Below are 12,532 nucleotides of genomic sequence, written 5' to 3'. Positions count from 1 at the left end.
CCGTCTCAGATCTCAAGATCTTGTCACCAAGACGTCTCATCCTGACGCTTTGGCTTGTCGTTGGGTTGGCTAACGTCGGGATGTCCTTCCTAGGCCCGCCCCAAAGAGGAGAAACAGTCAAGGTGCTCGTAACAAGCCTTGCCGGACCGCTGATCTCTCTAGTTTTGTCTGTTCTCGCAGAGCGGCTGCTAGGGCGCGGCACCTCTCGCGAGTGGTGTTTGTTGGGAGGCCTGGTTCTCTTGGCTGGATCAGCACTGTGGACCATCGACTTGATCGTTCAAGCGCAGAACTTACCGTTGCTCAGTTTTCGGACGCCGACCAAGAGCGATGTGCTTATGGCACGCTTCAATTGGGTCTACTACAATCTGCTGTTCAGCCTGCAGATAGTCGCTTTAGCTCTTCTTGCGTCAAGTAAAACGCTTCTGGCCCGAGAAAGACAACTGGCAACGGAACGTGCAGCCCTGCAGCAAGCGCGGCTCACTGCCCTTAGGTATCAACTCAATCCGCATTTTCTATTCAATACTTTGAATGCGATTTCTATCCTTGCTGCTGACTTGGGTGCTCACGAAGCTGAAGAGATGATTTCGCGGCTCGCCGACTTCATGCGTGCTTCGCTTTCCTCATCAATGGATGGATCTATTACACTGGCCGCAGAATTGGAGACTACGCAGGCGTATCTTGCAATCGAATCGGTGCGCTTCGGAGAGCGCCTCGTAGTGGACTATCTCTGTGAACCGGACCTCAGCGACGCTCTCGTCCCAAGCCTGATTCTGCAGCCCCTTGTTGAAAATGCTGTCAAATATGGTGTCTCGCGCTCCAAGGAAGCCGTACATGTTAGGATTTCAGCCCGTGCCGATCAGAAGGAACTGATCCTGACCGTGGAGGATGATGGTTCCTGTTCTCTGGGCGTAACTGCAAAAGCAGGAACTGGCGTAGGACTGAAAAACGTCGCGGAACGTCTAGATGCACTTCATGGAAACGAGGCGATGATGAGGACTGAGCAGCGCGAAAAAGGTTTTCTTGCTGAACTTCGCATGCCTTTGCAGTTTAACAGTCCTAACAGCGTGGAATGTCAATGAAGGTGCTCATCGTGGATGACGAGCCACTGGCACGTCGGGGACTGTCTCAGGCACTCACCACTTTTGAAAACATCGAGGTGATTGGATCTGCGTCGGACGGAGATCAGGCGCTGAGCATGATTAGGAGCCTCAATCCCGATCTTGTCTTTCTAGACATAGACATGCCCGGCAAGACCGGGATTGAAGTAGCGGCAACTCTTGGACGCGATCACGCCGCTGAGGTAGTGTTCGTCACCGCTTTCGACAATTACGGGGAAGAAGCATTCTCGGTAGAAGCAACGGACTACCTGCTGAAACCACTCAACCTGGAGCGATTAGGACAGGCCATCTCTCGTGCGGAGCGACGAAAAGCAGAGAGGATCGCTATACACCCAACACATGTCCCGCCGAACGATCAAGCGCAGCGGTCCTTCATCCTGGCCAACGGTCGAAGCCTCCCAGAAGACCACATTATCTGGATTGAAGCCGCAAAAGATTACGCCTTGATTCATACCAGTACACGAACTCACATGATTAGAGCGACGATGTCACAGCTCTCCGAGCGGCTAGGATCGTCGGTCGTTCGGGTACATCGATCTGCGTTAGTGGCGGTGCGATGGGTTCACGGCTGGAAGAACTTCAGAAGAGGTGCGTCGAGCCTGCTCCTTAAAGATGGGACTTTGGTTCAAGTTGGGCCCACCTATTTGCTGTCGACTCGAAAGGCCCTGAACGGGCTTGACGGCGAGAGCCGATGAACGCGCCGCTAAAGTTCCGGCAGCAACGAGGCTGTTAGGAAACTTGCCCACGTCCCTTACCTAACCGGTCGTGCGAGGAATGCCCGACAGCCAAGTCAGCTTGTTCCAGCCTCTGAACCTGGCAAATCATCGGCACACGAGCGAGCAGACGATATCGGGCACCTGCCATGAAAGCGAACTTTGGCCGATTCCCTCACTTCTTTGAGAGGAGCTCCTTCACCGAATCAGGTAGGGGTTGATTGGCCGCTTTCAGGAGTAGGCTAACATCCCACATCTGCTCCTCCGAGAGGAGGTGACTGTACGCCGGCATCCCCGTCAACCGAATCCCATTCTTCACTTTCCAGAACGTGTCGCCGGGTTCATCATCACTTACTCCAACAACATCGCTGTCATCGTGTTGCTTCCACAATTGCGGGGCTTTTGGGTACATCCACTTAGCAGCTTCCACGTTGCTCGTTGGATCTCCATGGCACGAGGCACAGTGCTCTCGATAGATCGAGGCACCGGCCTCATAGACCACTTGATTCGGGTAAAAGGGGGCGGGCTGCTTCCCCCTGCCGATCCTTGCATCCAGCGGAATGTCTACGAGCTGCTGTTCGAAAGGCAAGCCTCGGTCCGCCACAGCCACGGGCAAGCTGCCGTTGGCAAGGTATACCCATCCAGCTCCGAACAGCAGCGCCATCGCAAACAATACGCCGCCAGCAAACCACGATGCACTTCGCACATTCCACTTTAACAAGGGCTCCTACCTTTCTTTTATGGAACAAAGTGGTCCCGTTCAGGTTCCCTCAATGGACTCTTCTCTATTCCGTCAAACAAGTTTCTACCACGCTCAGCGTCTGCGACGGGCTAACTTCCTTCGCGAGAGTGCAGATCGTTCTGCTGATTGCTTCGTGTGGATTCATCCAGCTGGGAGGTGATCATCGAATGGTACTGAACTGACCGTAGCAAGTGCGTTTGTCCGATCTCATCGAACCTTAGGACAACGCGAGTATCAGTCGGCGCAGGATCTCCTGGAGCAAGGGCCCAGGTGAAAGTCGATGACGTCTGTATATTCTTGAGAGTGACAAATCCCTCCCAAGGTGCTCCACTGCGCTCGACCAAATACGTTCCGGCGGGAACAAGATTGTGGCCTACGTTGAAGCTGAAAGGAACATTGAGTGTGGTCTCGGCTTTTGCGGCGACCGACATAAATGTCGCAGCGACGAATGCTGAAGCGAGGAAGAGTTTGTAAGTGATGGATCGCATTTGTAGTACCTCCTGTGCATTGCACATGTTTGAAGTTATGCCCTACACCTGAAGGTCTGTTGAAGAATTCAATAAACATGAACTGCAACAGTCAAAGGTGCTCACGCCCTGTGTCCAGGCCAACTCTTAGGCATCTGGTGATCACGGAAACAAGGACATATCCAGCAGATGCTGAAGATGCGAAGACCGCACACGAACGGGCCGCAGTCTTGCCGGCCCTACACTCGACCAACGTCACCTAATACCGCCTAGACCATCGGAAGGCTCACTAACATGGAAGTGCCCGAACCGAGCATGCTCTGCGCTGTTAGGGTGCCACCGTGGGCCGTTGCTATCCAATGGGCAATCGACAGACCCAAGCCACTTCCATCCGGCTCGAAAAAACGCGCATTCGACGCGCGGTAGAAGCGATCAAAGATTTGGGTCAGTTCGTCCGGTGGTATGCCGATGCCGGTATCGGTCACTTCAAGGAGCGCTTGGCCTTCTTGCGCAGCCAGCCTTAGCCGAACCGAGCCGTCTATGTCGGTGTACCGGAACGCGTTATCAATAAAAATTAACAGCAAGCGTCGCAAGTGCGGCCGGTCTCCAAGCACCACAACGGGTTCATCCGGAATCTGTGCCGACCAGCGAATGTTTCGGTTCTCAGCAAGTGCTTTGCTGGCAGGCACCAGTTCCTCAACCAGTGCGCGCAAATCCGTCTTTTCCAAGGAAAGCTGCTCAGTATCCGCGTCAGCCCGTGCCAGGGTGAGGAGTTGTTCGATCAACAGCGAAGTGGACTCAGACTCTCGCAGGATCTGCCCAACCATTTCCTTATATTGCTCGGTCGAGCGATCTCTCTCCAGAATCACCTCTGACGTGGTGCGAATGACCGTGATGGGAGTTCGCAACTCGTGAGAGGCATCTGAAGTAAAACGAGTAATCCTCGTGAACGCCGACTCTAGCCGGCCGAGCATCGCGTTGATGGTGTCCCCCAACTCGCGTAGCTCATCGTGCGCCTCAGACACCTGAATCCGTTTGGATAAAGTTCGTTCAGAGATTGCCCGGGTTGAGATGACAAGGTTGTGGACCGGCTTCATCGCTCGTCCGCTAAGCCAGTAGCCGCCAAAACCTGCAAGACATACGATAAGGGGTAAACCGGTCCAGGCCCATGCGCGGAACGTTTGCAGCACGTCATAGAGCGGGCTGACGATAGTCGCGACCTGAACGTTGTATTCGTTATCGCCGACCTGCACTTTAGAAGCTAAGACACGGACATCGCCTTGGCGATGGTAGTAGGTTGTAAAGTCACCGTCATCGCGGTAATGACGATAATGGTGACGAAGCCGCGTTTTGTCGAGCGGCACATCCAGGTCGCGCATCGCCGAAGACTGGAAGATCATGGCACCGGTGGCATCTGTCACCTGATAGAGTTCATCGCCAGGACCCAACCAACTGGCCCTGGGAAGAAGCTGCGGCGCGTTAGCCCCTTGTTGGATTGCATTTGTCTTCAGGAATTGCCCGATGTTGGCGCTACGCGCCTGAAGCTGGTGATCGACTGTGTCCTCAATCGCTTTTCGAAGACCAAAGTACATACCAATGGAGTACAGGACGAGAGACAAGAAGATTACTGCCAGATACCAAGCCGTCAGCCGAACCCGGATCGGGGGCGGCCTCATCGTGGCCCCTCCGCGTCCATGCGGTATCCAACACCCCGCACTGTTTTGATGACGCTTTCGTCGCGATCGACATCAATCTTTGACCGGAGTGTTCGAATGAAGACTTCGAGTGTGTTGGCCTCGATGTCCGGGTTGTCGCTCCAAATGCGTTCGATGATCGCGTCACGCGTTAGGACATGCCCCGCGCGTCTCATGAGGTACTCAAGGAGAACGAACTGCGTGCGAGTCAGAGACAACGGCAAGCCCGAGCGGCTGACCTGTCCACTTGCGGGATCGAGGACGAGGTCCGCGACCTCAAGCTTTACATTTTGTACCGGTCCCTTACGCGCCACAGCACGAAGTCTGGCCATAAACTCCACCATAGAAAACGGCTTGGTCAAGTAGTCGTCAACACCAAGATCCAGCGCAGCAACAATGTCGCCGACTGTATCCCGAGCTGTCAGCGCTAGCACTGGCAATGGATGTTTGCCCTTGCGGAGTCTTCGGATGACCTCGAAGCCATCGATCCCCGGCAACATGATGTCTAGCACCATTACATCGAAGTGATCCGTCTCCGCATGGGAAAGGCCCTCTAGCCCGTCGAACGCAAGAACCACCGTGTGGCCTTTTTCTTCGAGGCTCGTCTTCAGTGTTTTAGCGAGACTCCGTTTATCTTCCACGATGAGGATATGCACGAACGCAAGTGCTCCTTCGCGACCAACGTCGCTTCCTAAGATTAGCCGCCATGTAGCAGGTTACGGTCGGTAGCTGAAGATTTGCTGTAGAGGGTTCCAGGGTGTGAAGACAAGATGTGATCTCCGCTGGATCGGGCCTTCTTCGTCGTCAAAGATTCTTGCGCATGATTTGACAAATTTTGCTGGTTGCCCCAAAGTCGAATTGCGGCAGACATCCCGTTTGCACGTCGTAAGCGTTTACGGTAACCAACGCACCCTGTTTATGCGAACTGGCTCTTTTGCCAGCGAGCGCGGAGGTGTGTTTATGGCTTTACCCGTAATGTTTTTCGTCCCCCTCATCATCTTACCGAGGCTCGCGAAGCTTCGACCGTGGCAGCACCCGCGCAAATGACGCTCTTCAAACCCGAAGTTGCAGCGGTTTTGTTGCGTCTATACAGCGAAGCCGTTGAAAACGACGCTCAACTGAAGCTCGAAGAAGAGGCTGCCCTCAAGGCCGCTGAAAACGGACGCTTGGACGACGACACCTTAGCTTCGATTCAGAATCGAACGTTCATGGCTGTGGCTCCAGAGGTTGGAAGACTTCTCTATCTTCTCGTTCGAACCCACAAGCCGTCCCGCATAGTCGAGTTTGGGACCTCGTTTGGTATCTCGGCCATACACCTCGCGGCGGCTTTGCGCGACAACGGGTCGGGCTGCATCCTGACGACCGAACACAGTTCGGAGAAAGTACTACGTGCGGCGCAGCACTTCGAGCAGGCGTGCCTCTCAGACCTGATTGAACTGCGCCAGGGAGATGCTTTTACCACGCTTGCGGGGGTCGAAAAGATTGACATGCTCGTCCTCGATGGCTGGAAGCCTCTTTACCTGCCACTGCTTCAGAAATTGGAGCCGGTTCTTTCCCCGCGCTGCCTGGTGGTGGCTGATGATGTTATCAGCCTCGCTGCAAAATGCCGACCCTACTTAGACTATGTGCGAGATCGAGCTAACGGGTACATATCGTGTGAAATCCCGCTGGACGACGGAGTGGAACTGTCCTTCCGATAGGGCCGCGGATTGGTGCGACGAGACCGTAGTCTCTACTGGTATGGTCTCGTCCCCCATCTGAGTTGGGGACGCAAATACAATGCGTTCCCTCTGAAAATATCGTTCCGGCGTTTCAGCAGATCTTCAGTATCTTCCCGTAACTTCACTTTTGTTGAAGCCCACTGAGTGGGCAAGAACGAATAAGTGAGTTGGGAGATCAACCGATGAATCAGCAAGTCGCAAGTTTGAAACAGCGGGCAAAGGGCTCCCATTGGCCATTCATCATTCGGCCCATGCGCTACGCAAATGTGCCGGCTATCGACGCCCGATACTGGACTGCCATTACGTTGGCTAGCATCTTTGGTTGCAACCTGGGCGATTGCCTTTCGTTTTACGCACACTGGAATCACTGGATCGGTTTGGCTCCATTGGCCGTTGTCTTCGGCGCGCTCGTGTTCGGTGAACGCCAATCGGCCCGGGCGACTGAGGCTTGGTACTGGGCTGTTGTGATTGTCTTGCGCGCAGGCGCAACGAATCTGGCCGATCTTGCCACCCATACATTCGAATGGCCCTATCCAAGCGTCATTCTGGGATTAGCCGTCTTGCAGACACTCGTTGTGTGGCCGGTGCTGCCACGGCTGCTCGCGGCTGGGACGAATGAAATGGGGCGGCCGGCAACGAGCGCCTGGTACTGGCTTTCACTCCTGACCGCTGGAACTCTGGGCACCGCGATCGGAGACTGCACAGCCGAGCAACTCCATCTCGGCACGGGGTACGGCACGCTCGTGCTCGGCGCAATCTTTGCTGTTGTGCTTGCCATTGGGGGCCGATCGCGATGGACCACCAAGGCTGCTTACTGGATCCCGCTTATTGCCGTGCGGGCGGCAGGGACGACCGCGGGCGATTGGCTGGCGTTTCGCGACGACCCAGGATTAAACAACGGTCTTCATCTCGGCCTTCCTTTCAGCACGGCGTTGAGCTGCACCCTCTTTCTTGCAACTCTCTTCCTGTGGAAGTCCTCCGCCATCGAAAAACAACTTGCAAAGCCATAGCGCCCTCTACTTCGTAAGCGTACGCCGTGTCCCCTTGATGGTCTAAGAGTGTCCAATAGGTGTCCGCTTATTTTTTAGCGGACACCTATTGCGTGTGTCTTAGCTTGTTGGGGAAGGGGCTTGCAGATTCCATGGCAGCAGGTCGGCGATGCGGCTGATTGGTTGATCCGCGATCTTTGCGAGGACCGTGTTCAGATAGCGCTCCGGATTGAGCCCGTTGAGCTTTGCGGATCCGATGAGGGAGTACATGGCAGCGGCGCTTCGTCCGCCAGCGTCCGATCCGACGAACAGGAAATTTTTGCGGCCAAGCGCTACTGCACGCAGAGCACGTTCAGCGGCACTGTTATCGATCTCTAACAGCCCGTCATCGGCATAGCGGATCAGGGCGTGCCACCGCGAGAGCGCGTATCGGATCGCACCCGCAGTAGCGCTCTTCGCGGACAGTCTCGCCTGTGCGGTTTCCAGCCAGGCACGCAGTTCGGCGAGCAATGGTCTGGCTCTTGCCTGACGAACACTGAGCCTCCTGTCGGTTGGCTTGCCGCGGATCTCGTCCTCAATCGTATAGAGGGCACCGATGCGGTTCAGGGCTTCAGTGGTCGTTGGCGATGCGTGAACGATATGGATCTCATGGAACTTCCTGCGGGCATGGGCCCAACATGCCGCTTCGGTAAGCCCGTTGCGGTACAGATGCTGAAATCCTGCATAGGCATCGGCCTGCAGCGTTCCTTCAAAGCTGCTGAGGTGCTGGCGCGGATGCTCTCCCCTGCGGTCCTCCGAGTACGCGAACCAGACTGCCGGTGGAATCTCAACGCCGGCTGGTCGATCATCCCTCACGTAGGTCCACAGCCGTCCGGTTCTGGTCTTCCCGTTGCCTGGAGCGAGCACCGGCAACGGTGTGTCGTCGGCGTGCAGCTTCTGCCCGGCGAGAACATGCCTGCGGAGGGCGTCGACCAGTGGGCTAAGCAACTCACTGGCTGCGCCGACCCAACCGGCCATGGTGGAACGGGAGATCTCGACCTGCTGCCGGGCATAGATCTCGGACTGCCGGTACAGAGGTAGATGATCGCCAAACTTCGACATCAGGATATGAGCCAGCAGTCCTGGTCCTGCAAGTCCTCGCTCGATCGGCCGTGAGGGTGCGGGTGCCTCGACGATCAGGTCACATCCTCGGCAGGAGAACTTCGGCCGCACATGGCGGATCACCCGGAAGCTATCGGGGACGTACTCCAGTTGCTCGGAGATGTCTTCGCCAAACTGTCTTAGCTCGCCTCCACACTCCGAGCAACAGTCTGCATCGGGGGCATACGTCATCACTTCGCGCGGAAGGTGCTCTGGCAACGGCTTGCGTTCTGTTCGTGGCTTCGGCTCAGGCGTGGGAGCGATACGTTCGAGCTCCGCTGCTACCTCTGCCAAGGCGCTCTCTTCCTCTTCCAACTGGAGCTCCAGCTGACCGAGCTGGACAAGAATCTTCTCACTCTTCGCCCCAAAGATTACATGGCGCAGCTTCGCTACCATCAGCTTTAGGTGCTCGATGCGTTCACTGCGCGAGTGGAGTTCTGCGAACTGTTCAGAGAGTGCAGTTCGCTGGAGTTCGAGCTCGGCTCGTTGCAGCTCAAGCTCCGCTTCCATGCGTTCCAGCTCTTGCCCATGACCGGTCATGAGAGAGGAGAGCTGCTGTTGTTGCGCCAGATAGATCGCGATCAGCGCCTCACGGTCCAGGCTATCCAGATCAGTGATGGAGGCGCAATCCATGCCTGTAGTATGGCACTGATCCGGCGTAGTTACATCTATAAAAAACCGATGAATACTGGAGAATATGCCGATCTTCTATACGGCACTCTGCAGGGTCCAGGTTCTCTCGACGTGTCTCCAGTCGATCCCTTCGAGCAGCATCGAGAGCTGCGCCGGGGACAGTGAGACGGTACCACTGTCTGCCTTCGGCCAGACGAAACGGCCCTTCTCCAAGCGCTTGGCGAAGAGGCAGAGACCATCCCCGTCGAACCAGAGACACTTGACGATGTCACCTCTGCGTCCGCGAAAAAGGAAGACATGTCCGGAGAAGGGATGCAGTTCAAGAACAGTCTGCACCTGGGCGCTGAGGCCATGAAAGCCTCGCCGCATATCGGTGACGCCGGCAGCGATCCAGATCCGGGTACCTGCGGGTAGCTGGATCACCGGCTCACGCTCTTCAGAACCAGGCGGACCATCTCAGGATCGGCACCACGCTCTATCCGAATGATCGTTCTACCTGGGAGCTCAATATGAATCAAAGGGCTACTCGACTGCTGCTCGGCGACAACGACGGTCTCTTCAGGAGCAACGGTAGCAGGCTCAACCGGACTCGACAACGTTACGGGGAGCAAAGATCCAGCGCCCTCCATCAGCTCACCACGATCCCACGCCCGTCGCCACTTGAACAACTGGTTCGCGTTCAATCCGTACGAGCGAGCGATCTCGGCCACACTCGCACCCGGTTCCATCGTCAACTGCACAATCTGACGCTTCTCGGCGACACTCCGCCAATGGCGAACACGACGAACGTCACTCACCGCAGCCTCAATCATGACGCCATCATCACTCCTGAGGGCAATCCGCTACCAGATGGGAAGGGCGTACGCTTACTCTACTTCAGCAAATCTACAGATTCAACAACTAAGTTCTGACTCGGAGGAAGCATCCATGAAAACCACGATTTTCCACAATGTTCTTATGTCTTTTTCGGAGAGAAGTTCCGCCGCTCGTCACTTCTACTCACACATCGGTCTCGCCACGATACTGATCCTTACCTCATCATTGCCGCAGTGCATCTTCGCTCAAACATCCCAGGGTACCCTGATCGCAGTCAACCAAGCTGATTCAAACATCAGCATCGTTGACCTTAACGCTGTCAAAGAAGTAGCTCGTGTTCCGGAAGGCGTAGTAGCAGGTCATGAAGTAGCTGCGTCTCTAGATGGAAAAATCGCTTACGTTCCTATTTACGGCGATTCCAGTGTTGGGGATGCTGGAACGGATGGGAGGGAGCTGCTCGCTATAGATCTTGCCTCTCACAAAATTGTGGGCAGGCTTGATTTTGGTCACGGTGTCCGTCCACACTGCATCGTGATGAATCCGCGGGATGGTTTGCTTTATGTGACGACGGAGGTTGATCAGACGGTCACTATCATTGACCCCAAACTCCTGAAGATCGTTGGCTACATTCCGACAGGTCAAGATCAGTCTCATATGCTGGTGCTCTCACACGATGGCCGTTTCGGCTACACCGCGAACGTAGGGCCGGGCACTGTCTCAGTCCTAGACCTGAAGGCACGCAAGCTGCTTAGCGTAATCAAAGTGTCTGGCAACGTTCAACGCATCTCCATCACACCGGATGACCGCACGGTTTTTACCGCCGACCAGACTAGTCCAAGGCTCGCCGCGATCGACACCACGACGAACACCATAAAGCAGTGGATCTCTCTCCCTGCAGTCGCATACGGAACTGGGACCACACAGGATGGACGATGGCTGCTCGTGAGCCTCCCGAACTCCTATGGGGTAGCAGTGGTCGATTTGTACACGCAACAGATAGTTCGAACCATCTCCGTTCCCAAAGGACCGCATGAAGTAGTGATCACGCCTGACAATCGGACCGCCTATGTAGCTTGCATGAAGAGTGGTTACGTTGCCATGATCAATCTGTCTGATTGGTCCATCAAGGGACTTATCAAAGTTGGAAACAATGCCGACGGGATTGGTTGGGCATCATCGCAACAAGTCAACTAATCCAAGCTTATGGATCAGTGCCGATTCGAACGCTCTTCGACTATAAGCGTTACGGCGGGATCCTAGCTTTTTGAGTGGGTCGGAGGCTCCGGCCGGAGCGTCCGCACTTGCTAGTCTACTGTCCGTTCGCTAGGTTCCCGCTAAAGTACGAGCTGGTCAGTTACGGGGTGGCACTTCTCCCCTGAGGGTTATGTCGGAAATGATCCATGGCGCTTTGAGTTAGAGGCTTACCGCTGCATACTCTCGTGCGATCACGGCGCTGAGATTGGGGTTTCTCTATAGATCGTTTCACAAACGTTCATGTGTGCAGTTCACAGCGCCAGCCTCTCGGGTACAACCCGCAGCACCACGACGGGAACCGACCAGTAAAAACGTACAGGGTACCTGTATAATGTTCTGGAACGACAAGGAGGTTTTTTGTGTCAACAGAATTGAACAAATCAGTTGTGCTCCGCTTTAACCGCGAGGTCATACAAGAAGGAAATGAGGCTGTGTTCAAGGAGTTAATGGCAGACGGGTTCATTAATCATTCTGCTCCTGAGGGCACTTCAAAAGGCGCCGAGGGCATGTGGCATACCTTTCAGAACATTCTCAGACCGGCCTTGTCTGGCCTGCGGGTGGCGATTCATGATCAAATTGCCGAGGGAGACAAGGTCACCACTCGTAAGACGATCGTTGGAATCCACACAGGTGTCTTCCTGTCCATCGCCCCAACGCATAAAGAGGTCGCCATCGACGTTATAGATGTTGTGAGACTCGCGAATGGGCAGTATGCCGAGCACTGGGGTATCAATACGTTGTCCTCAGTCATTGCGAGCCTCAAATAAGCTACGAGGAGCTGTTTTTCGGAGCCTTGGCCAGAATTCGTTCAAGGGTATCCATCGCGGCGATGACTTGAGCGACTTCATCTGAGGTACAACTCTGCTGCAGGAGCTGGGCGATCCACAGCGCGCGGGCGCGTCGCTCCTGCCTCAAGAGCGATCTCCCCTTACCAGTGATGCTGACGATCTGGTTTCTGCGGTCGGTGGGGTCGGCGCTCTTCACGATGGTCCCTTCGATCGCGAGCTGCTCGACCACGACACGCATGCTCTGGTGCTTCACCGCACGTTGCTGTGCGAGCGCGGCTATACTCGCCGGTCCCTCGTTGTTGAGTATCCTTAGCGTCTCAACTTGTACCGAAGTGGGAGTTCCAGCCTGGTCGCGGGTGATGCGGACCCATCGGCTTATGAGCTGTCTCAAGCGATCTGCAATGCTCAACATCTCTTTCGATACGCTCTGCGTCGATCTGAGGTCGGACATGTCCAA

The 12,532-nt window shown here is 55.3% G+C and carries 14 protein-coding genes; 6 read left to right on the top strand and 8 right to left on the bottom strand.

Annotated elements, in window-relative coordinates:
* Positions 1 to 122: 122 nt before the first annotated feature.
* A complete protein-coding gene (locus OHL20_RS18285) occupies positions 123 to 1,079 on the top strand; it encodes a sensor histidine kinase (RefSeq protein WP_263384599.1) in 957 nt (318 codons plus the stop codon).
* On the top strand, positions 1,076 to 1,813 hold the full coding sequence (locus OHL20_RS18280) for a LytR/AlgR family response regulator transcription factor (protein WP_263384598.1): 738 nt from the start codon (positions 1,076 to 1,078) through the stop codon (positions 1,811 to 1,813). The genes OHL20_RS18285 and OHL20_RS18280 overlap by 4 nt, the downstream gene beginning before the upstream one ends.
* Positions 1,814 to 2,006: 193 nt before the next feature.
* Here the strand turns inward: OHL20_RS18280 and OHL20_RS18275 are convergent, their stop codons facing one another.
* From OHL20_RS18275 to OHL20_RS18260, 4 genes are all read right to left on the bottom strand, one after another.
* On the bottom strand, positions 2,007 to 2,495 hold the full coding sequence (locus OHL20_RS18275) for a c-type cytochrome (RefSeq protein ID WP_263384597.1): 489 nt from the start codon (positions 2,493 to 2,495) through the stop codon (positions 2,007 to 2,009).
* Positions 2,496 to 2,662: 167 nt separating this feature from the next.
* Complete coding sequence (locus tag OHL20_RS18270; RefSeq protein ID WP_263384596.1) at positions 2,663 to 3,061, bottom strand: hypothetical protein; 399 nt, start codon at positions 3,059 to 3,061, stop codon at positions 2,663 to 2,665.
* A 248-nt stretch (positions 3,062 to 3,309) separates the two neighbouring features.
* Positions 3,310 to 4,659, bottom strand: a complete 1,350-nt coding sequence (locus OHL20_RS18265; protein ID WP_263384595.1) for a sensor histidine kinase — start codon at positions 4,657 to 4,659, stop codon at positions 3,310 to 3,312.
* A gap of 53 nt (positions 4,660 to 4,712) precedes the next feature.
* Positions 4,713 to 5,390: a response regulator transcription factor gene (locus OHL20_RS18260; RefSeq protein ID WP_263384594.1), complete on the bottom strand. Its 678-nt coding sequence runs from the start codon at positions 5,388 to 5,390 to the stop codon at positions 4,713 to 4,715.
* A 369-nt stretch (positions 5,391 to 5,759) separates the two neighbouring features.
* Between OHL20_RS18260 and OHL20_RS18255 the strand changes: the two genes are divergently transcribed.
* Entirely contained in the window at positions 5,760 to 6,434 is a 675-nt protein-coding gene (locus OHL20_RS18255; RefSeq protein WP_263384593.1) for an O-methyltransferase, read from the top strand.
* A gap of 203 nt (positions 6,435 to 6,637) precedes the next feature.
* On the top strand, positions 6,638 to 7,465 hold the full coding sequence (locus tag OHL20_RS18250) for a COG4705 family protein (protein WP_263384592.1): 828 nt from the start codon (positions 6,638 to 6,640) through the stop codon (positions 7,463 to 7,465).
* 99 nt (positions 7,466 to 7,564) lie between these two features.
* Here OHL20_RS18250 and tnpC read toward each other — a convergent pair whose 3' ends face one another.
* The 3 genes from tnpC to tnpA all read right to left on the bottom strand — a co-directional run bounded on the left by tnpC (position 7,565) and on the right by tnpA (position 10,029).
* The gene (gene tnpC / locus OHL20_RS18245; protein ID WP_263385044.1) at positions 7,565 to 9,094 is read right to left on the bottom strand and encodes an IS66 family transposase; all 1,530 of its coding nucleotides are present in this window, start codon (positions 9,092 to 9,094) and stop codon (positions 7,565 to 7,567) included.
* 198 nt (positions 9,095 to 9,292) lie between these two features.
* Positions 9,293 to 9,640: an IS66 family insertion sequence element accessory protein TnpB gene (gene tnpB / locus OHL20_RS18240; protein ID WP_263384591.1), complete on the bottom strand. Its 348-nt coding sequence runs from the start codon at positions 9,638 to 9,640 to the stop codon at positions 9,293 to 9,295.
* Positions 9,637 to 10,029 (bottom strand): IS66-like element accessory protein TnpA, encoded by a 393-nt coding sequence (gene tnpA, locus OHL20_RS18235; RefSeq protein ID WP_263384590.1) that lies wholly within the window; start codon positions 10,027 to 10,029, stop codon positions 9,637 to 9,639. The genes tnpB and tnpA overlap by 4 nt, the downstream gene beginning before the upstream one ends.
* A gap of 115 nt (positions 10,030 to 10,144) precedes the next feature.
* On the opposite strand from tnpA, the gene OHL20_RS18230 reads away from it, so the two are divergent.
* The gene (locus tag OHL20_RS18230; protein ID WP_263384589.1) at positions 10,145 to 11,227 is read left to right on the top strand and encodes a YncE family protein; all 1,083 of its coding nucleotides are present in this window, start codon (positions 10,145 to 10,147) and stop codon (positions 11,225 to 11,227) included.
* A 419-nt stretch (positions 11,228 to 11,646) separates the two neighbouring features.
* Positions 11,647 to 12,054, top strand: coding sequence for an ester cyclase (locus OHL20_RS18225; RefSeq protein ID WP_263384588.1), 408 nt, complete (start codon positions 11,647 to 11,649; stop codon positions 12,052 to 12,054).
* Between the two features lies 1 nt (position 12,055).
* Here the strand turns inward: OHL20_RS18225 and OHL20_RS18220 are convergent, their stop codons facing one another.
* The gene (locus OHL20_RS18220; RefSeq protein ID WP_263384587.1) at positions 12,056 to 12,526 is read right to left on the bottom strand and encodes a MarR family winged helix-turn-helix transcriptional regulator; all 471 of its coding nucleotides are present in this window, start codon (positions 12,524 to 12,526) and stop codon (positions 12,056 to 12,058) included.
* Positions 12,527 to 12,532 lie beyond the last annotated feature (6 nt).

Source organism: Granulicella arctica, assembly GCF_025685605.1.
GTDB classification, from domain to species: Bacteria; Acidobacteriota; Terriglobia; order Terriglobales; family Acidobacteriaceae; genus Edaphobacter; species Edaphobacter arcticus.
This window is presented reverse-complemented; position numbering and strand designations above follow the sequence as displayed.

Coding starts and splice junctions, on each gene's coding strand:
- OHL20_RS18280 (WP_263384598.1), top strand. CDS start 1,076: ATGAAGGTGCTCATCGTGGATGACGAGCCACTGGCACGTCGGGGACTG.
- OHL20_RS18275 (WP_263384597.1), bottom strand. CDS start 2,495: ATGGCGCTGCTGTTCGGAGCTGGATGGGTATACCTTGCCAACGGCAGC.
- OHL20_RS18270 (WP_263384596.1), bottom strand. CDS start 3,061: ATGCGATCCATCACTTACAAACTCTTCCTCGCTTCAGCATTCGTCGCT.
- OHL20_RS18250 (WP_263384592.1), top strand. CDS start 6,638: ATGAATCAGCAAGTCGCAAGTTTGAAACAGCGGGCAAAGGGCTCCCAT.
- tnpC (WP_263385044.1), bottom strand. CDS start 9,094: ATGGAAGCGGAGCTTGAGCTGCAACGAGCCGAGCTCGAACTCCAGCGA.
- tnpA (WP_263384590.1), bottom strand. CDS start 10,029: ATGATTGAGGCTGCGGTGAGTGACGTTCGTCGTGTTCGCCATTGGCGG.
- OHL20_RS18230 (WP_263384589.1), top strand. CDS start 10,145: ATGAAAACCACGATTTTCCACAATGTTCTTATGTCTTTTTCGGAGAGA.
- OHL20_RS18220 (WP_263384587.1), bottom strand. CDS start 12,526: ATGTCCGACCTCAGATCGACGCAGAGCGTATCGAAAGAGATGTTGAGC.